The sequence below is a fragment of the Microbacterium aquimaris genome, from assembly GCF_039531285.1.
Taxonomy (GTDB): domain Bacteria; phylum Actinomycetota; class Actinomycetes; order Actinomycetales; family Microbacteriaceae; genus Microbacterium; species Microbacterium aquimaris.
Genome location: NZ_BAAAPT010000002.1, coordinates 635,118 through 656,006, shown reverse-complemented (window position 1 = coordinate 656,006; position 20,889 = coordinate 635,118). Strand labels below are relative to the sequence as shown.

Sequence of the window (20,889 nt, the reverse complement as noted above, 5' to 3'; positions counted from 1 at the left end):
CCACAATGATGGTGATCCTCGCCATGGCTCCATGTTCACCCGCCGCCACATGGGTGCGCTGGTACGGTCGCATTCGTGACGAGTGAGCGAGTTCGAGCCGCGCTGGAAGAGTTCGTGGGTGAGCGTGACTGGGCGCAGTTCCACACTCCGGCGAACCTCGCGAAGAGCATCTCTATCGAAGCTGGCGAGCTCCTCGAGTGCTTCCAATGGAACGACGACGCCGACGAGGCGCACGTGCGCGAGGAACTCGCAGATGTTCTGACGTACTGCACTTTGCTCGCCGCGCGACTTGGTGCTGATGCTGATGAGTTGGTGATGGAGAAGCTGGCGAAGACGCGGCAGAAGTACCCCGTCGACCGTGCGCGGGGGAGGAGCACGAAGTATGACGCCCTCTGAGATCGAGCGACTGGAGTTCTCCTCGGGCGGCGTCGCGTCGTGGGTCTCAAGCAACGAGCGCCATCGAAACTGGCCCGTCGTTTACGTTCTCGACGATGCTCGCTCGGCCGGCGTCACGTCGGTCTACGTCGGGGAGACTGTCAACGCGGGCTCTCGTATGCGGCAACACCTCGCCAACCCTGCCAAGGGACAGTTCCGGCGCGTGCGCGTCGTTATCGATGAGACGTTCAACAAGTCGGCAGCTCTCGATCTCGAATCCCACCTGATCCGTTGGTTGGCAGGGGAGGGCCGCTTCACGGTGATGAACGGCAACGAGGGCATTGTTGACGCGCAGTACTACGAGAGAGACCTCTATCGGGAGAGTTTTCGGGACGTCTTCGAACGCCTTCGCGCAGATGGATTGTTCGAGCGCAGCATTCCGGAGATCGAGAACAGCGACCTCTTCAAGCTCTCACCGTTCAAGGTCCTGACTCCAGAACAGGCCATCGCCGTTGAAGATATCGTCGAGGGGCTGCTGGAAGATCTCACCACGGCCTCGCCCTCTGCGAGTGTCATTGAGGGGCATCCAGGAACAGGCAAGACGATTGTCGCCATCTTCCTGATGAAGTTGCTCGCCGACATTCGTGACTATGACGACCGTGACGAGGTCGAGTCGGACTCGATGTTTGCTGAGTTCTTCGTCCCCGAGAACCGTGAACTTCTGAGAATGCTTCGAATCGGGCTCGTCGTTCCGCAGCAGTCCCTTCGGGAATCGGTCAAGCGTGTTTTCAAGAAGACGCCGAGGCTGAGTCCGACGCAGATCTTGACGCCTTTTGACGTGGGCGAATCCGCAGACGACTGGGATCTGCTCATCGTCGACGAGGCTCACCGCCTCAATCAGCGTGCGAACCAGTCTTCCGGTGTCAACAATCGGCGGTTCATCGCTATCAACCAAGAGCTGTTTGGACGCGACGATCCTCACAAGAACCAGCTCGACTGGATCCGGGCGCGAAGCCGTCACCAGATCTACCTGCTCGACGCCGCGCAGACGGTGAGGCCGGCAGACCTACCGCAAGAGGTGTTGCGCACTCTCACCGACGATGCGCGTTCGACACACCGCCACTATCCGTTGTCGACGCAAATGCGCGTAAGGGCAGGGAGCGACTATGTGGAGTTCGTGCGCGCGCTGCTGCGCGGAGAACTCGGTCCCGCGGAACGTCCAGACTTCGGCGACTACGACCTACGGTTGTATGACGACCTTGCGCACATGCAGCGGGAAATCATCGCCCGTGACGCAGAGTACGGTCTGGCACGGCTGATCGCCGGATATGCCTGGGAATGGAAGAGTCGTCGAGACCAGAACGCCTACGACATCGAGCTCGACGGCGTGAAGCTGCGCTGGAACAGTCAGCCGAAGGACTGGATCAACAGCCCTGGCTCGCTTCAGGAAGTCGGGTCCATTCACACCGTTCAGGGCTACGACCTGAACTACGCCGGTGTGATCATCGGGAACGATCTTCGATATGACCCGGGAAGTCGGCGTCTTTACATCGATCGCGACTCGTATCGAGATGCGAAGGGCAAAGAGAACAACAAGCAGCGCGGGATCTTCTACTCCGACGACGATCTCCTTGAATTCATAACAAACATCTATGGCGTCTTGTTGACGCGCGGGATGCGCGGGACGTACGTCTATGTGTGTGACCCTGCGCTGCGTGCCTACTTCGAGCAGGCCATCGTTCCGAGAGAGGGCGAACCCGCACAGATCAGAAATCAACCAGACTCGGCTTAGACCCGTTGGTGGTCGACGGGCCCAGGGCGGTTGACCGCGAGTCGCAGCCGAGCGAGTCGCTTGGCTGGTTGGCCGACGATCTCAACAGTCCTTGCGGACCCCACAATCGCCGTGTCGTCGGCGAGCTCCAGCAACGCGTCGTTCATCGCCTGGCGGAGCTCGGGGTCTTCGTCCTCGGGAGCGCGGACGCCGTCGTCCACCGTGATCGGGAGCAGTACGAGCAAATCGACACACGCCATGGCCGCCGCGGTCAGCGCGATGGCGCGGGCCAGGACGTCTTCGTCGAGGTGGATGCGGCCGAGGCCGTCCAGCGCGACGAGATAGGCGAGGAAATCGAGCGGGCCTCGCTCGGCGATGACGTCGTCGCCGGGGGCGAAGTCGAGGAGACGGTCCGCAGAGATACGGAGCTGCGCGAGGTAGGTCGATGCGTCGGGTTCGTCTGCGGCCGCATCGATGAGTTCGAACGGGTCGGGGAGCACCTCGTACTCGCGGTGTGCCGCGGAGAAGTCGCCGATCAGCGTGCTCTTGCCGATCGCGTGGGTTCCCGAGACGACGATCCGCATGCCCGGAGCATAGCGGGGACGCGGCGCGCGACGCCGGGCACACCTGCGCCGGGCCACGCTCCCCGACCCGTTCTGTACGAGCAGGAGCGCGCGCCGGTTTGTATTCAATAGCGACGAATGGACCCGGGCGGGAGTGAGTATGGCGTCAATCGACCTGCGTATCGACGCGACCGACCGCGTCGCGTGGATCGTTCTGAACAATCCCGCGCGCGCGAACGCGATCTCCGCATCCATGTGGACGTCCCTCGCAGAGACCGTCACGTCGCTTCGAGACAGAGGCGACGTGCAGACCCTGTGCATCGTGGGCGACGGGGCGCACTTCTCCAGCGGCGCGGAGATCTCCGAGCTGCACCGGGTCCTCTTCAGCGGCGAGAACCTCATCCCCGCCGCCACCGACGCCCTGGAGGCCTTCCCGAAGCCGACGATCGCGATCATCCGCGGCAACTGCATCGGCGGCGGCTGGGAACTCGCCAGCGCATGCGACCTGCGGATCGCCGCCACCAGCGCGAACATCGCGATCACCCCCGCGCGGCTCGGCGTCGTCTACCCCGCCACCGGCGTCAGGCGGCTGGTCGAGATCGTCGGCCGGCCGCGTGCACGCCAGTTGCTCTACACCGGACGACACCTCCCCGCCCCGGAGGCGGCCGCCTACGGGCTGCTCTCGGACGTCGTCGACGACGACGAACTCGATGCGGTCGTCGCACGACTTCTCGCGACCCTCCGCTCCCGGTCGCAACTGTCGATCATGGCCGCCAAAGACCTCATCGCCTCCGCCGACGACCCCCGCACCGCGGCGGAACGGCACGCCACCTGGAACGAGCTCTCCGCGACAAGCGGCGAGGTGGCGGAGGGACAACAAGCCTTCTTCGAGCAACGCGCCCCACGGTTCCCCTGGTCGCCGAGCTGATCGACGGGCCCCGCCGCCATCCGGCGACGAAGTATCCGAACCGGGCCCGGACTCCGGCGCACGACGGCTGACCATCGGCACACGCGCCCGCTCGGCTCGGCACCGCACATCGGGTCGAGCGGGCGCGACGGCCTACGTCAGCGGACGCCTGCGCGATGAGTGCCTCAACGTCAACAGCTTCTCCTCGTTGTTGCACGCCCACGTCGTGATCGGCATCCTCGCGAACAACCCTGCGTCGGCCAACTCGCATCCGCTAGCGTCGGTGGTACCCCCGTCCCGAGGAGGCACTGTGGTTCCGGTCAGTCGCTATGAAGCGGTCGAGCTCATCAAGAAGTGGGGTGTGCTCTTTGATCTGCATGCCTCGCCAGAGGCGGTGTTCTCGCACACGATCGGGGACGACTTTGTGATCGCCTTCGAAGACATCGAGATGGTGGGGATCGCGGGGCTTCGAGAACACGACGAGACGAAAGAGCAGTTCTACGACGAGTTGCACTTCTATTACGACCACGTCATCGAGCACGAGGGAGACCCGCTCGTGCTGACGACGCGGATGATCTGGGATACCTGGCGGCGCCGCTCGGACGGACAAGGCGAGCATCTCATCGCCGACCTCCGTCACCGATGGACCCTCACGCGGCGAGCAGACGGTCGACCGGTATTCCAGCGCCACGAACTGCTCTCGCTGGACTACCGCGACGGCTACGGTCCGAGCGAAAGCGACAGCGAAAACCTCCACATCGACAAAGACCGTGTCGGCATGGGATCTCGCTCGCCCCAATCGTGATCTGCGGCCCGGCCGACCCCTCGCGTGGGGGTGTGGTCGATGGCGGCGGCGGTATGCGAGCTCACCGCATCAGGTCAGCTCCATGAGACGCGCGTCCGACACCCGACCACCTACCTCGACCTGCTGACCGAGATAGCGGGCGTGGGTGTAAAGGCGTGATCCGTGCCCCTGCGTGATGTCGAGGTCGCGACCCAGCTCGGCGGTCAGGCGCACGGCGGCAGAACCGGTGGCCTCGTCTTCCCGGATGCCGAGGTCGGGGGCGAACATCCGCGACCGCACCGTGCCGGCCTCCTTGTCCACCCACGCCCACACGTAATTCGCACCGAACGAATACGCGTCGGGATCGACGGCATCCACTTCTTCCGGGGCATCCAGGCGGTACAGGGTGAACTCCGGGCACCACTGCGGTAGGGCGTTGACGAACACCCGGTCGTCGTCGAAGCGCAACCGCGCGCTGCCCGCGGGCACGTCGATCTCGTGAAGGTCTTCGCCGGTGCTCTGCAACCACGATGCGAGCCCCACGATCGGGTGGCCGGCGAACTTCAATTGGCGGGACGGAGTGAATATCCGCGCCTTCGCGGTGCCGTTCTCGACCGCATCGATGAAGATCGTCTCGCTGAAGCCGAGGTCGGCGGCGATGTCCTGTTCGCGCTTCTTCGTCTGCGGCGAGGCCCAGACGATCCCCAGCGGATTCCCGTGGTCGCCGCCGTCATCGACGAAGACGTTGACGACATTCACCATCAAGCTCATCCCGCGATTCTTGCAGGGTCGCGTGCGTCGCGTGACGCGTTGACACCCGTGGCCCTACATTTGCTACATGACAGGCGCACCCGACACCGCCGCACCACTCGTCCTCGCCCACGACATCGCCGGATCCGGACCGTTGCTCGTGCTCATCCACGGCATCACCGAGAACCGTGCCGCATGGGATCCCATCGACCTCACCGCCGACTTCGAAGTGCTCCGCGTCGACGTGCGCGGGCATGGGAGATCGCCGGTGCAGGCACCCTTCGACCCCCTCACCCTCGCCGCCGACGTCCACGCCACCGTGGAGGCCGTGCGGCCGGGAGTGGTGCCGATCGTGGTCGGCCACTCCATGGGTGGGGTGATCGCCACCGCATACGGCTCGAAGTATCCCGCCGCAGCGATCATCAACATCGACCAGGCACTGGCGCTGGGAGACATGCAGAAACAGGTCAAGTCGATGGAACCGCTGCTGAAGAGCCCACTGTTCCCGGTGCTCGTCGCGCAGCTGTTCCGCTCGATGAAGGGCGTGCTGCCGCCGGAGGAGAACAAGCGCCTCAAGAAGATGCGCACACCTCGCCGCGAGGTCGTGCTCGGTGTCTGGGAACCGATGCTCACCCAGACACCCGAAGAGCTCGCCGACACCGTCGATGAGACCGTGGCCGTGCCCGAAGACGTGCCCTATCTCGTGATCGCCGGACTCGACCCCGGGCCGGAGTACGGGGAGTGGTTGCGCGGACGCATCCCGAACCTCACCTACGAGGTGTGGCAGAAGACCCACTACCCCCACCTGGTCGAACCCGAACGTTTCGTCGCCCGGGTGAAGGAGTTCGCCGCTGCGGCGGGGGAGTAGCGCTCCCGCCCGGCGGTTGCGCGGACGCCCTTGCGGCGGAATGCTGGCGGGATGGAAACGCTCTGGATCATCGCCGCCGTCATCGGCGCGGTCTGCTACGCCGGCGGCGTGATCGCCTACGCCCGGTCGAACCCGGGCACGGTGATCCCGTGGTCCACGCAACCCGACGGGGAAAAGCCGTGGATGGCCGTCATGCGCGGCATCGGAATCGTGCTCGTCTTGCTCGGGGTCGTCATGTGGGCGATCACGCGGTCGGCGACATGGGAGGGGCCAGGACTCGGCTGGCTCGCCGGGCTTCTCATCATCGCGTTCCTGCTGCCCGCGGCGATCGTCATCATGGTCGTCAACAGTCGGATCTCCCGCGGCGGGAAGTGACCGCGGCGGGCGGTGCCCGCCCGGTCGACGGAATACCGCGCCGGTCGTGTCGTTGATGCGCACCCCGCGTTCAAGGGACTCGCCGCCGGCACCGTGCGCGCCGCCGCGGAGGCGTCGCTGAAGCGCCTCGGACTCGAGACCATCGACCTGTACTGGGCGCACTTCGACGACGCCGACACGCCCCTCGAAGAGACCGTCGCCGCCTACGCCGCGCTGCAGCGCGACGGCCTCGTGCGCCACGTCGCCGTGTCGAATCACCGTGCCGACCGCATCCGCGAGTGGGTGCGCATCGCCGACGAGCAGGGAGTCGCCCGCCCCGTCGCCATCCAGCCGCACTACAACCTCGTGCACCGGCAGGACGTCGAAGAGAACATCGTGCCCGTCGCGGAGGAGTTCGGCATGAGCGTCGTGCCCACCGCCGACGAGGTCGACGACCTCAACCGTGCGTCGGCCTGGGCCTCGGAGACCGCCTCGGTCTGAGTCCGACGGGCGCGGATCGCGTGCGACCGGGTGCGCCGCGGAGAGGATCCCGCTCCCGCGGACGCCCCGTTGCCATTCAGGACAGGGCGCGCAGCATCGTGGTGAAGAAAAGGTCCTGATCGATCTCCTCGATCACCCGGGCGTTCGGTTCACGCCCCGAACGGCGTACGGCATCGACCAGCAGGTAACCCTGCGTGAGGCCGGGAGCGGTCTCGACGTCGACGAAGTAGTCGGTGGCGCGCGTGACGATGTCCGGCTCCACCGCGATCGCGGCAGCGATCGAATCCGGATGCGTGCTGCCGCGCACGCCGTGGGTCTTCTCGACGTATTCGACGCTCGCGCGATTCGCCTTCGCGAAGAATCGTGACTGCGGTGTGTCGAGCTCGTCGATGATACGGAGCTGCTCCGGGCTGAGGCGCCCCTGCGCCATCACGAGATCCCACGTCACGAGGGTCACCGGGAACCCTGCCGCGAGAACGATCTTCGCCGCTTCCGGGTCGTGCCAGAAATTCGCCTCCGCCGCCGCGGTGATGTTCCCGAGCCCGTTGTTCGTGCCGCCCATGATGTAGAGATGCTTCACCTTGCCGGCGATCGAGCGATCGGCGACCACCGCGCAGGCGAGGTTCGTGAGCGGAGCCTGCGCGATGATCGTGAGCTCGCCGGGATTGTCGTTGATCATCCGGATGAGTGCCGTGACCGCGTTCTCCGCTTCGGGGCGCTGGGTCGCCTTCGGGAAGCCGGCGCCGCCGAACCCGTCCACGCCGTGGACGTAGGAAGAGTCGTCGAACGGCGCGATCATCGGGAGTCGGCAGCCCTCGAACACCGGCACGTGGTGGTCGAGGTCGGCCACTTCGATCGTGTAGAGCGCGTTCTCGACCATCTGGTCGAAGCCGACGTTGCCGTAGTTGATCGTGACCGCCTCGACGGTGGCGTCCGGGTGACGCAGTCCGATCAGCAGGGCGAACGCGTCGTCCTGGGCGGTGTCGGTGTCATGGATGAGCCGCAGCATGGGCGCGACGCTACCGCGGCGCCGTTTCGCCGTTGTTTCCTGTCCGCTCTGGCCGGAGACCTACGCCGCGTCCCACCAGTCCAGCACCCGCGTGCCGATGAGGGTGAGCCATCGCGAGGGTTCGCCTTCGGCGACGTCGACGTCGACCCAGGTGCGCCCGGCCAGCGGTGCGCCCTGCCGCCACGTACCGTCGGGCTGACGCGCCGCGCGGACGACGTCGATCGCATCGGACAAGCGCGGGTCCGGCGGCGTGCCATCGTGCAGCGTCGCGCTGCGGAAGTAGTCCAGCGCCGCGAGGACGTTGTAGTGCCAACGGTTCGGGTAGACGATCCGGCCGACGAAGTCGCCGACGACCTCACCGGTCGACGCACGGTACATCAGGCGTCGAGAGAGCAGATACTCCGCACCGCCGTGGCGTGCATGCTCCAACGCCGGGTCGCCGGTGAAGCGCTGGTACTCGAGGATGCCGACGAGTGCGTTGAGGGTCGAGTGGAACGACGACCGAGTCGAATCCCCCTCCTCGGCCTCGCAGTTCCACCCGCCGTCCTCGAGTCGGTGCTCGCGGAACCACGTCGCGAGACCTGTCATGTCGACGCCGAGCCACGCACCGGTGGCGAGGGTGAACGCGTTGATGCACACATCGACCTCCCCGTCCCAATACGGGAGGTCGTCATAGTCCCAGCGGCTGTTGCGACCCAGACGCTCTGCGGTGTCGCCGAGCCGTCCGGCATCCACACCGAACTCCCGAAGGTCCTTCAGTGCCCACGTCGTGGCGACGTACGGCTGTCCGGGGCGATCACGCTCCGAGCTGTCGAAGAATCCCTTCGGAAAGTACGACCCGCCTGCCCATTGGCCGTCGGCATCCTGTTGCGACAGCAACAGGGCGCCCCAGCCCTCATCGGGTATCCGCGCCCGTGTCGCCTGCCACGTCTCCGGCGGTGCATGGACGATGTCGCGCTCGACCTGCCAGCGCAACGCCGGGTCGGAATCGAGCATCCAGTCGAGCGTGCGCTGATCGGTCACCATGGCTCGCACCGTAGTCCCGCTCGAGGTCGGCGGAAAGAGGGCACAAGGATCGGGACGACGAAAGGGCCCGAGGCCGAAGCCCCGGGCCCTTTCGCGTGCGATGCGTCAGGCGCGACGTGCGCGCCGCGCGATCAGCAGCACCAGGCCACCCGCGCCGAGGAGGCCGGCCGCGATCGGGATCAACCACGCACCGTCGTACCCGGTGCTCGCCAGGCCCGCGGTCGAGCCCGTGGCCGTCACCTCGAGGTCGGCGAACACGCTCGCGTCACTCGTGCGCACCTCGATCTCGTGCGAACCCGGATCGGTGGCCGCCGGAATGGTGACCGTGATGCTCAGCGACTCGTCGTCGGCCACCACCGAGGCCAGCTGGACCGGGTCGGAGTGCAGCCAGATCTCCACCGACTCGCCGGCCTCGAGACCGGTCGCCTCGACGGTGATGTCGCCACCCGCCTCGACCGAGCCCGCCGACAGCGACAGCTCGAGCTCGGTGGTCGGCTCGTCGGGGTCGGTCGGCTCCGTCGGGTCCGGCGTCGGAGTGGGATCCGGCGTCGGGGTCGGATCCGGCGTCGGGGTCGGCTGCGGCGACCCGTCGTAAGCCAGTGCCGGAGCGGTGGTGACGAGCTGCTGTCCCTGAGCCTGCTGCTCGAGGGCGTAGCCCATGGCGAGCACCTCGGCGTCCGACCACGGGGTTCCCATCAGCTGCATGGCGATCGAGTACCCGTGACCGTTGGTCCCCACCGGAACGACGACCGTCGGCAGACCCGCGTTCGAGGTCAGCACGCCCGTCGAGCGGTCGGCGCTGTGCTGTGTCGAGTTGCCGTCGTTGTTGTACATGTCGCTGAGGAACCCGGCGTACACGATCACGTCGACGTCGTACTCGGCCATCCAGTCCGAGATGCGCTGCTTGTACTCATCGCGGTAGGCCAACCACGCGTCGACCTCTTCCTCGGTCATCCGCTCGTCGTCACGCTCGCGCTGGTTGTAGGGCAGCACGCGCGGGTCGGCGCGCAGCTCGTTGCCGTCGGCGAACGGGAACAGACCGTTCTGCTCTTCGATGTAGCGAGCCCAGCCCTCCGCGGTGCGGCTTCCGCCGACCGAGTCCGGACGGCTCGGCACGTCACTCATCTCCACCATGGTCGCGCCGGCGGCCTCGAGCTGCGAGAACTGCGCCATCACCGCGGCACCGGTGTCGTCATCGGAGTACGACGAGACGAACGAGTCGGGCAGATATCCCACCCGCTTGCCCTGCAGGGCGTCGGTCGACAGCGATGCCGTCCAGTCCTCGGGGCGGTGCTCGTCGGCCTCCGCCGTGAGTTCATCCATCGGGTCGGTGCCCGTCGTGGCGTTCAGCAGGTACGCGAGGTCGGTCACGGTGCGTGCGATCGGGCCGGCGTAGTCCTGGCCCCACGACAGCGGGATGACTCCGGCGACACTGGCCATGCCGTCGGTGCCGCGGAAGGTGGTCAGACTCGAACCGACCGTCGGTGCGTACAGCGACACACCGGTCTGGGTGCCCAGCGACCCGGCCGCAAGGCTCGCGGCGACCGACACGGCCGATCCGCCCGACGAACCGAAGGACGTCTTCGACGGGTAGAGCGCATTCCACACCTGGCCCCAGCCGCTCTCGCTGCGGCTTCCCGACGACGCGAACTCGGACAGGTTGGCTTTGCCGATGATGATGGCCCCGGCTTCACGGAGCATCTCGACCTGGTACGCGTCGTGGTCGGGCTGGTAACCCTCGAGCGCGAGCGTGCCACCGGTGGTGGGCATGTCGTAGGTGTCGAAGAGATCCTTCACCGCGATCGGGATACCCAGCAGTTCACCGGTGACCCCCTCGGCGCGGAGCGCATCGGCTGCGCGGGCCTGCTCCAGCGCATTGTCCGCGACGGTGATGAACGAGTTGTACCCGAACTGCCCCTCGTCGTAGACGCGGATGCGGTCGAGGTAGGCCTGCACGATCTGCTCGGACGTCGCCGCGCCCGACTCCATGTCGGCCTGTAGCTCGGCGATGGTCTTGTTGACCACGTCATAGGACGAGCTGGTGGTCGCCACCGGAGCGGTCGGCGTCGCCGGGATCTCCAGCATGATGGGCGCACCGCACTCCGGGGCTTCCTCCAGGGAAGCGAGGTCCCAGTTCGTGATGGTGCAGATCTCATCCGCCGTGAGTCCTTCGAGGTCGGGCTCTGCGGCGAGATCGGCGAGGGTCGCGCTCAACGCATCCTGAGACCCCTCCGCGTCGTCCCCGATCGCGATGAAGCGCGCCAGTGACTGCGTCTCGCCCGGGTCGATCGTGAGGGTGTTGATGTAGCCGTTGTAGTTGGCCTCGTGTCCCGTTGTGGCCATCGGGGTGGCGAACGGGTCGCGCTCCTGGTTGCCGGTGCCCACCATCGCGCCTGCGAACGGGGCGGGGGAGCCGAGGGCCACGCCGACCGGACGCACATCGGTCTCGGTCGTCGCCGACAGTGTCCACGCATCTTCCGGCGTGACCACGGCGTCGCCCGACGAGGTCAGGCGGATGAGGCTCTGCTCTTCCTCGGTGCCGTACCCGAGCGCGCCACCGAAGCTCACGTCGACCGTGATCGGGGCGTCGGTGGTGTTGGTGAACGTGTCGAAATAACGCGCGGTGCTGTCCGCGACGTCGACTGAGATGTCGCGGGTGATCGCGACCCCGCCCAGATCCACGGCAGCCGTCGAGGCGTACTCGCTCGTGCCGTCGAACGTCAACCCGAATCCGCGCATCATCTCGCCGTTGAACCGCGGTGCCGGGGTCGAGGAGACCTGAACGAAGATGTTGCCGAAACCGTCCACCTCGGAGTCGCTCACTGCGCGGAGGCTTCCGGTGTCGAGCCCCGGGGGAGCGGCGTCGTGGACCTGCCATTCGGCGTCGTTGTCAGTGGTGACCGTCGTGACGGCGCTTGCGCCGAGGGCGGGGACCACACATCCGGCGGTGACGACCGCGGCGATCGTCGATGCGCCGAACAGGCGCAGATGTCTCTTCCTGCGTTGGGGCTCGTTCATGGACACTCTCCAGTTGTGAGGGGATCGGGACCTGCGGAGGCGACGTTAGGGACGTCGCGTTTCGCCGATGTTTCGCAGCAAATCCGCAATGTTTCCACAACAGAATCCAAGAATTCCGCTAGGTCCCACGGATCTCCGGGAACGCAACCCCTGCCCTGGAGATATCGCCGACTGAGATGCTGGCCGCATCCGCCATCCCGAACACGCCACCCGGAGGACTCATGGCCGACACCGCGATCTTCGACGTCGACGGAACCCTCGTCGACACCAACTACCACCATGCGCTCGCGTGGTACCGGGCGTTCCGGCGGTACGGGATCACCCCGGCCGTGTGGCGCATCCATCGAGCCCTCGGGATGGGCGGAGACCACCTGGTCGGCGAGATCGCCGGTGCAGAAGTCGAAGAGGAGCGCGGCGATGCGCTCCGGGCGGCGTGGACGGAGGAGTTCGAACCGATGCTCGAGGAGATCCAGCCGTTCGAAGGGGCGCAAGAGCTCATCGAGGAAGTCAAGGCGCGCGGCTTCCGCCTCGTGCTCGCCAGCTCCGGCCAGAAGGCGCACGTGGAGCACTTCCTCGACCTGGTGGGTGGTCGCAAGATCGCCGACGCCTGGACCACCTCAGACGACGTCGAAGCGACCAAACCTGCGCCCGACCTGGTCGGCGTGGCTCTCGAGAAGGTCGGTGGTGATTCCGGGGTGATGATCGGCGACTCGGTGTGGGACGCGGTGGCGGCCCGCAAGCTGGATGTCCCCACCATCGCGGTGCGCACCGGCGGCTTCTCGGCGGAGGAGTTGCGGGAGGCCGGGGCGTTGGGCGTGTACGACTCGCTCCGGGAGCTTCATGGGAACCTCGACAGCGGTCCGCTGGCGCGCGCACATCGCTGATCGCCGTGGGGCTGTCGCGGTCCGGAGGTGGACGGGTGCGCCGTCAGGCGGGCGGCACCCCTCGCGGCGCGGTGTCGGGGTCATCCGGGTCATCCGGGTCGTCGAAGTCGCGTGAGGCGGGCCGGTCGAGCGGGCCGGGTGCGGGTTGCCACCACAGAGCCCCGATGGGGGGCGTGCTCGGCGGGGGTGCGTCGCGGGGAGAGTCGGTGCCTTCTCCATCCCCCGAATCGGTCGGGGGAGGAGGCCGCAGGGAGGCTGTCTCGATGAGCGCCCGCACGAACATCTTCCCGTGCTCGCTCACCGCGGAGACCACCAACCCCACCGCCGTGAGGGTCAGGCCGGTCACGACGAAGGTACCGGCAGCGCGGATCCCCTCGACGTCTGCCCGCATGCTCGCCGTCACCATCGCGATGAGCGCGATCACGGTGGCGCCGATCCCGGCGGCCAGAAGCGCGCGAAGGAGCGCGCCACGGCGGGCGGGGGATGGAGCGTGCACAGCGGCAGGCTAACCCGTCGCGGGGCGTCGCGGGTGATCACGAAATTGACCGACCGTCGGCGTGATGTACGCTTTAGTTAGGTTGTCCATACCTAAGCCCTCGCACACGAAGCGGTTCACACCGCCGACCTTGCGCGGGTTCCCACGTCCCCTCACACCGGAGGCAAAGCCCTATGTTCCGTGCCCGCTCCGTCGCGACGCTCTCCCTCGTCGCCGCATCCGCACTTCTCCTTGCCGGTTGCGCAGGCTCGTCCGAGCCCGACGCCACCGCAGCCGCGGCGACCGACGACGACTACTACCCCGTCACGGTGACCGACATGGCCGGCAACGAGGTCACGATCGAGAGCGCAGATGCGGTCGGAATCACGGACAACCGTTTCTTCGGCATCGCCGAAGCCTGGGACCTGCCCGTCGTCGTCGCACCGCGTGTGCTGATGAGCGAGAACAACTCGTTGAAGACGGATGAGGAGATCCTCGACACCGGATCCCACGGCGAGCCCGACCTCGAGCAGTTCGTCGCCGCCGACCCCGACCTGATCATCAACGGCTACCGCTACGGCGGAGACACCTCTGAGGCGGTCCAGGAGGTCGCGCCCGACGCGGCCTTCGTCAGCATGGATGCCGCCGAGGAACTCACCGCCGACGAGTACGTCGTGCAGAGCGTCACCCTCATGGGAGAGGTCTTCAACAAGCAGGATGAGGCCACCGCCCTCATCGAGGAGTTCGAGACCGCGATCGACGAGGCCTCCGCAGCATACGACCCGTCGGAGACCGTCATGGGGCTGATCACCTCCGGTGGCGAGATCAACTACTCCAACCCCACCGACGGACGCGGCGCCAGCATCTTCTTCGAGCTCGTGGGGCTGACCCCGGCGCTCGACACGTCCGGCTCGAGCGACCACACCGGTGACAGCGTGTCGCTGGAGGCACTCGCGGAGGCGAACGCCGACTACTTCCTCGTCCTCGACCGTGACGCAGCCGTCTCCGAAGAAGGCGAAGAGGCCACCCCGGCCCTCGAGCTGATCAACAGCTCGGCGGCACTTTCCACCGTCCCCGCCGTCGAGAACCAGGCGATCTACGTCATGCCGGCCGACTATTACCTCACCGAGGATGTCTTCGCCTACATCACCGTGCTGAACGGTCTGACCGAGACCTTCTCGGCAGCTTCCTGAGCGCAGATCCTTCGCGGCCCATGCCGTCGCACGTCGCAGGACGGCGACGGCATGGGCCTGCTCCCGACGACCCCCCCGAGCGATGTCTTCCACCTCTCCGGCACCCCGAGTGACCAACGTCGACGCACTGTCGCATTCGGCCGACGCGCGACGGCATGCGCGACAGTCTCGCTGGCGACGAATGTGGCCGCTCCTGCTCGCACTCGGACTCACGATCGGGCTGATCGTCGTGTCGATCTTCACGGGCGTGGCCGACATCACCGACATGGAGGGGCGCGGACACGAATTTCTCTGGATCACACGCATCCCGCGGACGGTCGCCCTGGTCCTGGCCGGGGCGAGCATGGCCATGGCGGGACTGATCATGCAGCTGATGACGCAGAACCGGTTCGTGGAGCCGACCACCGTGGGCACCACCGAATGGGCCGGGCTCGGGCTCCTGCTGACCTACATCCTCCTGCCCGGGTCGGGAGTGTTCACCAAGATCGTCGTCGCGATCCTCTTCGCGTTCGCCGGAACGCTCGTCTTCTTCGCGTTCCTCCGCAAGGTGACGCTGAAGTCCTCCCTCATCGTGCCGATCGTCGGCATCATGCTCGGCGCCGTGGTGGGCGCCGTCACCACCTTCCTCGCACTCGAATTCAACCTCCTGCAGACGTTGGGCGGGTGGTTCATGGGGCGCTTCACCGGCATCGAGATCGGCCGCTACGAACCCCTGTGGATCGTGCTGTTCGTGGCCGTCGCGGTGGTCGTGGTCGCCGATCGCTTCACCGTCGCCGGACTCGGCAAGGACATCGCCACCAACGTCGGAGTCCACTACGAGCGGGTCGTGCTCCTCGGAGTCGCGCTGGTCGCGCTGGCGACCGGAACCGTCACGGTCATCGTCGGCGTCCTGCCCTTCCTCGGTCTCATCGTGCCGAACCTCGTCTCGATGGTCCGCGGCGACGACCTCCGCTCGAACCTCCCCTGGGTCTTCCTCACCGGCATCTGGATCGTCACGGTCTGCGACCTCATCGGGCGCACGATCATCGCGCCGTTCGAGGTGCCGATCTCCCTCGTCCTCGGCGTCGTCGGATCGGCCGTGTTCATCGCCATGCTCCTTCGCACGAGGAGGGCCAATGTCCACTGACCTGTCGGTCGAGCGGCCCCGGGCCACGCAGCACGATCGCCACCACGGCGCCTTCTCTTCGGCGGCGCACCGTCGGCGCTACATCCTGACCCTCTCCGCGCTCGCCGTCGCGGCGGTCGTGCTCATCGTCCTCATGATGACGTGGGGCAACGAGTACGAACTCTTCAGCGAGCGCTGGTGGCGCATCAGCGACCTGCGCAGCTCGGCGATCCTGGTCATCGCCGTCGTCACCCTGTGCCAGTCGCTGGCGACGGTGGCCTTCCAGACGGCGACGAACAACCGCATCATCACACCGTCGATCATGGGCTTCGAGTCGCTGTACGTCCTCGTTCAGACCTCGATCATCTTCTTCTTCGGCATCACCGGGCTCGACGCCGTACCGCCCCTGGTGCGCTTCCTCGGTCAGTCGGCGCTGATGGTGCTGTTCGCCGTGTTGCTGTACTCGTGGCTGCTGTCGGGGCGCTTCGGCAACCTGCACGTGATGCTGCTGGTCGGCATCATCCTCGGCACCGGGATGGGGGCCCTGTCGACCTTCATGCAACAGCTGCTGGATCCCAACGAGTTCGATGTGCTCGCCGCACGCCTGTTCGGAAACATCGGAAACGCCGACACCGATTTCCTGTGGATCGTGATCCCGATCTGTGCCGCCGCAGCGGCCGGCATCTGGATGATCGCGCGACGGCTCGACGTGATCGCACTCGGCCCCGCCATCAGCACCAATCTCGGCCTTCATCACCGGCGTCAGGTGATCCTCATCCTCACCCTCGTGTCGGTGCTGATGGCGATGAGCACCTCACTGGTCGGTCCGATGACCTTCCTCGGGTTCCTCGTGGCCACCTTCGCCTATTCGCTCACGGACACGTACGACCACCGTCGGGTCTTCCCGATGGCGTGGTTGCTCGGCTTCGTCGTCCTCGGCGGGGCGTACTTCCTGCTTCGCCACGTGTTCAAGATGGCCGACACCGTCAGCGTGATCGTCGAACTCATCGGGGGGCTCGTCTTCCTCGTCGTCATCCTCCGAAAGGGGCGTCTGTGATCCGCCTGACCGACGTGACCAAGAGCTACAGCGCCGATGTGACCATCGGGCCCATCACGGTGGAGATCCCCACCGGCGGCATCATCGCCCTGGTCGGTCCGAACGGGGCGGGCAAGTCGACGGTGCTGACGATGATGGGCCGCCTCCTCGCCCCCGACGGGGGAACGGTGGAAGTCGGTGGGCTCGACGTGCACACCAGTCCGTCGAAGCAGGTGGCGCGGACCGTGTCGATCCTCCGCCAGGAGAACCATTTCGTCACCCGCCTCACCGTGCGCCAGCTGGTCAGCTTCGGGCGCTATCCGTACAGCGGGGGTCGGCTCACACAGGACGACGAGGACAAGATCTCCCAGGCGATCGATTTCCTCGACCTCACCGACCTCGAACAGCGATTCCTCGACCAGCTCTCCGGTGGGCAACGTCAGCGCGCCTACGTCGCGATGGTGCTGGCGCAGGACACCGACTACCTGCTGCTGGACGAACCTCTGAACAACCTCGACGCGCAGCACTCCGTGCAGATGATGCAGCAGCTGAGACGTGCGGCCGACGAGCTCGGCCGCACCATCGTGATCGTGCTGCACGACATCAACTTCGCCGCCGCCTACAGCGACCGCATCATCGCGATGGAAAGCGGGAGGATCGCCGAGCACGGCACACCGGATCAGATCATCCGCGACGACGTGCTCACGAGGATCTTCAAGACCCCCGTCACGGTGCTGCCCGGCCCCACCGGTCCGATAGCCGCCTACCACCGCACCGTCTGAACCCCGAGAATCCGGCGATCGAATCGGGCGAACGACCCGTTAAGAACTGCGATTCTGACCCCAAAGACAAGAAACCGCTCTCAAATCGTTACGGACTTTGTCAAGGGCATAGGTTGCGGTGGGGGTGTAGTGCAGAGTAATGGGACCGCACAACAAAGGGGGTCTCTATGACGACAGACGAAAGCACCCACGTGGCCGAGGCTACGTCGGAGAGCGAAGACACATCCTTCGGTCGCTGGCTTCACGTCATCAACCACGGGGCCAAGTAAGCGCCCACCGCTTACGTGCGAAGAACCCTCCCGATCCGGCTCCCCCGGAACGGGAGGGTTCTTCATGTCGTCGGCAACCTGTGGGCGGCCGACGACATGTGCGGCCATCGGCCCGCTTCCTTTCGACGACCCAGGTGTGGGGCATACGAGCACGAGCACTGCTGGGCTACGCTCACAGCTAGCCGGTCGAGGCCCGTGGATGTTGAGGGGTCGAAGCGCGTCGAGGGAGTATAGATGTCGAGAGCACCGCGACTTCAGGATGTCGCAGCGGTAGCGGGTGTCTCGGTCTCGTTGGTGTCGAGCTTCATCAATACCCCGCACAAGGTCGGCAAGCAAAGCGCCGAGCGGATAGCCAAGGCCATCGAGGAACTCAAATTCGTGCCAAATGATGCTGCTCGGCAGCTTCGGCGTGGGGGCAGCCGAATGGTGGCCTTCGTCGCATACGACATTGCGGATCCGAACTTCTCGAGGATCGCGCAAGGCGCTCAGGCGCGCGCCGCGGCGGCCGGGTTGCAATTGGTGCTTGCGGACACCAGCGGTCAGGTCGAGACAGAGCGAGCGTACATCGCAATGTTCGAGGAACAGCGGGTGCGGGGTGTGCTGCTGTCACCGGCCCAACACCCGGAAGAATATCTCGAGAGCCTCGAGACTCGCGGAATTCCCGCCGTACTCGTCGACCATCGGCCGCCGTCGCAGAATTGTTCCGCGGTGAGATTCGACAATCATCAGGGCGGCGTTCTCGCATCGAGCCACCTGCTGGGGGCCGGGCGCCGGCGGCTCGTCGTCGTCGGTGGAGACCGGGCGATTCCACAGGTGGGTGAGCGCCTTCGCGGCGCAGCAGAGGTTGTCGCGACGTTTTCCGGCGCGCAGATGAGATTCGTTCCCACTGCGACGCGTGGGGTGGCGGCGGGTCGAGAAAGTGCGGGCGAGATCCTGGCTGCAGGGCCGATGCCTGATGCTGTTCTCTGCATCAACGACCTCATCGCGATCGGGCTCATGCAAGAGCTCACGGCGGCTGGTGTGCGCATCCCGGACGATGTCGCCGTGGTCGGCTACAACAACATCGCGAGCGAGGTCTCCAACGTGACCGATCTATCGTCGATCGAGCATCCTCATCGAGCTCTGGGCGGCTCGGCGGTCGAGCTTCTGCTCGATGAGCTGGAGGGACGCAGCAGCACCGAGTCTCGGCAGATCGTCTTTCCACCCAGCCTCGTCGTGCGGGGCAGCTCAACGAGTTCGCCCACCGAGACCGCGTGAGTCGTCACATCCTTGCGCTGCGCTCGCACTGACGCCGGGGGCGTCGACGAACGTCTGTCGCTGACGGCCCAGGCCTTCGATCTCGATTTCGACCACGTCGCCCGCGCGCAGGTAGTCGAACCTTCCCGAGAGTGCAACGCCTTCTGGCGTGCCGGTCAGAACGAGGTCCCCGGGTTCGAGCACCATGTACTGACTCAAATGCCAGATCAGGGTGTGAACGTCGAAGATCATGTCGGCGGTGGACGAATCCTGACGTGGCTGTCCATTGACCCAACTCCGAAGCCGGAGATCACCGACGTCGAGATCCTCCGCCGGAACGAGCCACGGGCCCGTCGGATTGAAGCCGAGGGCGCACTTGCCTTTGCTCCATTGCCCCCCGGACTGCTCGAGCTGGAACGATCGTTCCGATACGTCGTTGGCCACGGTGTAGCCGGCGATGTGGTCCACGCTGTCGCCGGGCTTGTCCAGATAGCTGGTGCGACGTCCGATCACGATGCCGAGTTCGACCTCCCAGTCCGTCTTGGACGAACCCCGGGGAATCGTGACGTCGTCATCGGGCCCTGCCACCGTGTTGGGGGTCTTGAGAAACATGACGGGAACCTTCGGCGGCGCGGCCCCGGACTCGGCGGCGTGGGCCGCGTAGTTCATGCCGATACACACCACCGCGCCGGGGCGGACGACCGGGGCACCTCGACGAAGTCCCGCGACGTCGGTGCGTGGAAGCGCGCCGGCATCGAGGGCCGCGCGTGTTTTGGCGATACCGTCGGACGCCAAGAATGCGCCGTCGATGTCCGACGTGATCGATCCGAGATCGAAGCACGTGTCCGCGCGCCATACGACAGGGCGCTCCGCCCCGATCTCGCCCACTCTTGCGAACCTCATGCCGGACCTCCGATCGTCGGGATGTCCTCGAGCGCGGCCGCCGCCGAGAGGACCAGGGTCTTGTTGCGGCTTCCGTCAGCCGCTACCGTCCGGAACGCTTCGGCGCCGCGGTCCAGCGGGAACGTGTGGTCGATCAGAAGATCGAGTTCGGGCCTGCCCTGGGCCACCCATCGGGCGGTGTCCTCGAAGTGCAACGTGGAGTAGCAGTACGAACCGATCACGCTGCGCTCCGCGACCGTGATGTCGTATGGCTGGATCGGCATCGATGGTGACCCCATGCCGACGAGCACGATCCGCGCTCGCACACTCGAGTGTGTGAGAGCGGTCGACATGCTTGCGGCGACACCGACCGCGTCGACCACGAGGGTCGCGCGATCGCCCAGAACGCGCGGTATGTCGGCTGCGATGCGCTCCGGCGACGTGGTGGCGAAGCCGAGAGCATCGACCAGCGTCCGCCGACTCGCCATGGGTTCGCTCACAAGGACACGCGTGAGGCCGCGGCGGCGCGCGGCAATGGCGACGGCCTGTCCGATCGGACCTCCGCCGATGACGAGCACGCGGTCGCCATCGACCGGATTCCCGCGCATGAGTGCGTGATAGCCGACGGCGAGCGGTTCGACGAGTGCGCCGTGGTGAACGGAGGGATCGCCGGCGAGGGGCACGACGTTGCGGCTCGGCGCGACGAGTGTGTCAGCGAGGCTCCCGTGCAGAGCGGGATCGACACCGATGACGCGTGCGCGATCACAGGACTGCGTCTCGCCGCACTCGCACATCGTGCACCCTCCGCAGGACACGATCGGGTTGACCGTGACGAGAGTGCCCGCCTCCAGCGGTCCGCCCGCGCGCACACGACCGACCACCTCGTGGCCCATGATCTGTCCGTTCGTCCTCCGGTCGGTGTCACCGGTGTAGCCGTGGATGTCGGATCCGCAGATACCCGTCGCAATTACCTCGATGAGGGTTTCGTCAGGGCCGGGCTGTGGCACGCAACGCTCGTCCACGTCCATCTGCCATGGCCCGGAGTAGACCAGCGTCCGCACCGGTCGCTCGCGGTCGCCGCGATCTTTCGCACACATCTCC

At 66.2% G+C, this 20,889-nt stretch carries 21 protein-coding genes; 13 read left to right on the top strand and 8 right to left on the bottom strand.

The genetic code is table 11. The annotated features are described in order from the left end of the window. Positions 1–75: 75 nt before the first annotated feature. Positions 76–396, top strand: coding sequence for a nucleotide pyrophosphohydrolase (locus ABD204_RS12715; RefSeq protein ID WP_194424532.1), 321 nt, complete (start codon positions 76–78; stop codon positions 394–396). Further along, a complete protein-coding gene (locus ABD204_RS12710; RefSeq protein WP_194424533.1) occupies positions 383–2,167 on the top strand; it encodes a DUF2075 domain-containing protein in 1,785 nt (594 codons plus the stop codon). Before ABD204_RS12715 ends, ABD204_RS12710 begins: the two co-directional genes overlap by 14 nt. On the opposite strand, the gene ABD204_RS12705 is transcribed toward ABD204_RS12710, so the two are convergent. Beyond that, positions 2,164–2,730 carry an AAA family ATPase gene (locus ABD204_RS12705; RefSeq protein WP_194424534.1) on the bottom strand — a complete coding sequence of 189 codons (567 nt, stop codon included), beginning with the start codon at positions 2,728–2,730 and terminating at the stop codon, positions 2,164–2,166. The genes ABD204_RS12710 and ABD204_RS12705 overlap by 4 nt on opposite strands. Positions 2,731–2,869: 139 nt before the next feature. Here ABD204_RS12705 and ABD204_RS12700 point away from each other — a divergent pair, with 139 nt between their 5' ends. Together ABD204_RS12700 and ABD204_RS12695 are read left to right on the top strand one after the other, a co-directional pair. Next, positions 2,870–3,637, top strand: a complete 768-nt coding sequence (locus ABD204_RS12700; RefSeq protein ID WP_194424535.1) for an enoyl-CoA hydratase/isomerase family protein — start codon at positions 2,870–2,872, stop codon at positions 3,635–3,637. A 289-nt stretch (positions 3,638–3,926) separates the two neighbouring features. Then, positions 3,927–4,421, top strand: a complete 495-nt coding sequence (locus tag ABD204_RS12695) for a hypothetical protein (RefSeq protein WP_322597649.1) — start codon at positions 3,927–3,929, stop codon at positions 4,419–4,421. A gap of 69 nt (positions 4,422–4,490) precedes the next feature. Here the strand turns inward: ABD204_RS12695 and ABD204_RS12690 are convergent, their stop codons facing one another. Then, a complete protein-coding gene (locus ABD204_RS12690; protein ID WP_194424536.1) occupies positions 4,491–5,171 on the bottom strand; it encodes a PhzF family phenazine biosynthesis protein in 681 nt (226 codons plus the stop codon). A 67-nt stretch (positions 5,172–5,238) separates the two neighbouring features. On the opposite strand from ABD204_RS12690, the gene ABD204_RS12685 reads away from it, so the two are divergent. The 3 genes from ABD204_RS12685 to ABD204_RS12675 are packed head-to-tail and all read left to right on the top strand — an operon-like array spanning position 5,239 to position 6,873. Then, positions 5,239–6,018: an alpha/beta fold hydrolase gene (locus tag ABD204_RS12685; RefSeq protein ID WP_194424537.1), complete on the top strand. Its 780-nt coding sequence runs from the start codon at positions 5,239–5,241 to the stop codon at positions 6,016–6,018. 51 nt (positions 6,019–6,069) lie between these two features. Continuing rightward, a complete protein-coding gene (locus ABD204_RS12680) occupies positions 6,070–6,393 on the top strand; it encodes a hypothetical protein (protein ID WP_194424538.1) in 324 nt (107 codons plus the stop codon). A 12-nt stretch (positions 6,394–6,405) separates the two neighbouring features. Continuing rightward, positions 6,406–6,873, top strand: coding sequence for an aldo/keto reductase (locus tag ABD204_RS12675; protein ID WP_194424539.1), 468 nt, complete (start codon positions 6,406–6,408; stop codon positions 6,871–6,873). 76 nt (positions 6,874–6,949) lie between these two features. On the opposite strand, the gene ABD204_RS12670 is transcribed toward ABD204_RS12675, so the two are convergent. From ABD204_RS12670 to ABD204_RS12660, 3 genes are all read right to left on the bottom strand, one after another. Continuing rightward, on the bottom strand, positions 6,950–7,882 hold the full coding sequence (locus ABD204_RS12670) for a nucleoside hydrolase (protein ID WP_194424540.1): 933 nt from the start codon (positions 7,880–7,882) through the stop codon (positions 6,950–6,952). Positions 7,883–7,942: 60 nt separating this feature from the next. Further along, positions 7,943–8,908, bottom strand: a complete 966-nt coding sequence (locus tag ABD204_RS12665; RefSeq protein WP_194424541.1) for a squalene cyclase — start codon at positions 8,906–8,908, stop codon at positions 7,943–7,945. A gap of 105 nt (positions 8,909–9,013) precedes the next feature. Next, a complete protein-coding gene (locus ABD204_RS12660) occupies positions 9,014–11,926 on the bottom strand; it encodes an amidase (protein WP_206697367.1) in 2,913 nt (970 codons plus the stop codon). A 176-nt stretch (positions 11,927–12,102) separates the two neighbouring features. On the opposite strand from ABD204_RS12660, the gene ABD204_RS12655 reads away from it, so the two are divergent. After that, the gene (locus tag ABD204_RS12655; RefSeq protein ID WP_241747983.1) at positions 12,103–12,810 is read left to right on the top strand and encodes an HAD family hydrolase; all 708 of its coding nucleotides are present in this window, start codon (positions 12,103–12,105) and stop codon (positions 12,808–12,810) included. Positions 12,811–12,853: 43 nt separating this feature from the next. Here ABD204_RS12655 and ABD204_RS12650 read toward each other — a convergent pair whose 3' ends face one another. Next, the gene (locus ABD204_RS12650) at positions 12,854–13,306 is read right to left on the bottom strand and encodes a hypothetical protein (protein ID WP_194424542.1); all 453 of its coding nucleotides are present in this window, start codon (positions 13,304–13,306) and stop codon (positions 12,854–12,856) included. A 173-nt stretch (positions 13,307–13,479) separates the two neighbouring features. Here ABD204_RS12650 and ABD204_RS12645 point away from each other — a divergent pair, with 173 nt between their 5' ends. The 5 genes from ABD204_RS12645 (at position 13,480) to ABD204_RS12625 (ending at position 18,927) form a co-directional block, all read left to right on the top strand. After that, positions 13,480–14,478 carry an ABC transporter substrate-binding protein gene (locus tag ABD204_RS12645; protein WP_194424543.1) on the top strand — a complete coding sequence of 333 codons (999 nt, stop codon included), beginning with the start codon at positions 13,480–13,482 and terminating at the stop codon, positions 14,476–14,478. Between the two features lie 181 nt (positions 14,479–14,659). Beyond that, positions 14,660–15,604, top strand: coding sequence for an ABC transporter permease (locus tag ABD204_RS12640; protein ID WP_241748025.1), 945 nt, complete (start codon positions 14,660–14,662; stop codon positions 15,602–15,604). Further along, complete coding sequence (locus tag ABD204_RS12635) at positions 15,594–16,640, top strand: iron chelate uptake ABC transporter family permease subunit (RefSeq protein WP_194424545.1); 1,047 nt, start codon at positions 15,594–15,596, stop codon at positions 16,638–16,640. The genes ABD204_RS12640 and ABD204_RS12635 overlap by 11 nt, the downstream gene beginning before the upstream one ends. Next, entirely contained in the window at positions 16,637–17,401 is a 765-nt protein-coding gene (locus ABD204_RS12630; protein ID WP_194424546.1) for an iron ABC transporter ATP-binding protein, read from the top strand. Before ABD204_RS12635 ends, ABD204_RS12630 begins: the two co-directional genes overlap by 4 nt. 503 nt (positions 17,402–17,904) lie before the next feature. Continuing rightward, complete coding sequence (locus tag ABD204_RS12625) at positions 17,905–18,927, top strand: LacI family DNA-binding transcriptional regulator (RefSeq protein ID WP_194424547.1); 1,023 nt, start codon at positions 17,905–17,907, stop codon at positions 18,925–18,927. Here ABD204_RS12625 and ABD204_RS12620 read toward each other — a convergent pair. Together ABD204_RS12620 and ABD204_RS12615 are read right to left on the bottom strand one after the other, a co-directional pair. Beyond that, positions 18,898–19,809, bottom strand: a complete 912-nt coding sequence (locus ABD204_RS12620) for a fumarylacetoacetate hydrolase family protein (RefSeq protein WP_194424548.1) — start codon at positions 19,807–19,809, stop codon at positions 18,898–18,900. The two genes, ABD204_RS12625 and ABD204_RS12620, sit on opposite strands and share 30 nt — an antisense overlap. Beyond that, positions 19,806–20,885 carry a zinc-dependent alcohol dehydrogenase gene (locus ABD204_RS12615; RefSeq protein ID WP_322597592.1) on the bottom strand — a complete coding sequence of 360 codons (1,080 nt, stop codon included), beginning with the start codon at positions 20,883–20,885 and terminating at the stop codon, positions 19,806–19,808. The genes ABD204_RS12620 and ABD204_RS12615 overlap by 4 nt, the downstream gene beginning before the upstream one ends. Positions 20,886–20,889: the final 4 nt, after the last annotated feature.

What these genes read in the sequence shown, in the direction of transcription:
- ABD204_RS12710 (WP_194424533.1), top strand. Translation starts at nt 383, where the DNA reads ATGACGCCCTCTGAGATCGAGCGACTGGAGTTCTCCTCGGGCGGCGTC.
- ABD204_RS12705 (WP_194424534.1), bottom strand. Translation starts at nt 2,730, where the DNA reads ATGCGGATCGTCGTCTCGGGAACCCACGCGATCGGCAAGAGCACGCTG.
- ABD204_RS12700 (WP_194424535.1), top strand. Translation starts at nt 2,870, where the DNA reads ATGGCGTCAATCGACCTGCGTATCGACGCGACCGACCGCGTCGCGTGG.
- ABD204_RS12690 (WP_194424536.1), bottom strand. Translation starts at nt 5,171, where the DNA reads ATGAGCTTGATGGTGAATGTCGTCAACGTCTTCGTCGATGACGGCGGC.
- ABD204_RS12685 (WP_194424537.1), top strand. Translation starts at nt 5,239, where the DNA reads ATGACAGGCGCACCCGACACCGCCGCACCACTCGTCCTCGCCCACGAC.
- ABD204_RS12680 (WP_194424538.1), top strand. Translation starts at nt 6,070, where the DNA reads ATGGAAACGCTCTGGATCATCGCCGCCGTCATCGGCGCGGTCTGCTAC.
- ABD204_RS12670 (WP_194424540.1), bottom strand. Translation starts at nt 7,882, where the DNA reads ATGCTGCGGCTCATCCATGACACCGACACCGCCCAGGACGACGCGTTC.
- ABD204_RS12665 (WP_194424541.1), bottom strand. Translation starts at nt 8,908, where the DNA reads ATGGTGACCGATCAGCGCACGCTCGACTGGATGCTCGATTCCGACCCG.
- ABD204_RS12660 (WP_206697367.1), bottom strand. Translation starts at nt 11,926, where the DNA reads ATGAACGAGCCCCAACGCAGGAAGAGACATCTGCGCCTGTTCGGCGCA.
- ABD204_RS12655 (WP_241747983.1), top strand. Translation starts at nt 12,103, where the DNA reads ATGCTGGCCGCATCCGCCATCCCGAACACGCCACCCGGAGGACTCATG.
- ABD204_RS12645 (WP_194424543.1), top strand. Translation starts at nt 13,480, where the DNA reads ATGTTCCGTGCCCGCTCCGTCGCGACGCTCTCCCTCGTCGCCGCATCC.
- ABD204_RS12640 (WP_241748025.1), top strand. Translation starts at nt 14,660, where the DNA reads ATGTGGCCGCTCCTGCTCGCACTCGGACTCACGATCGGGCTGATCGTC.
- ABD204_RS12635 (WP_194424545.1), top strand. Translation starts at nt 15,594, where the DNA reads ATGTCCACTGACCTGTCGGTCGAGCGGCCCCGGGCCACGCAGCACGAT.
- ABD204_RS12625 (WP_194424547.1), top strand. Translation starts at nt 17,905, where the DNA reads ATGTCGAGAGCACCGCGACTTCAGGATGTCGCAGCGGTAGCGGGTGTC.
- ABD204_RS12620 (WP_194424548.1), bottom strand. Translation starts at nt 19,809, where the DNA reads ATGAGGTTCGCAAGAGTGGGCGAGATCGGGGCGGAGCGCCCTGTCGTA.
- ABD204_RS12615 (WP_322597592.1), bottom strand. Translation starts at nt 20,885, where the DNA reads ATGTGTGCGAAAGATCGCGGCGACCGCGAGCGACCGGTGCGGACGCTG.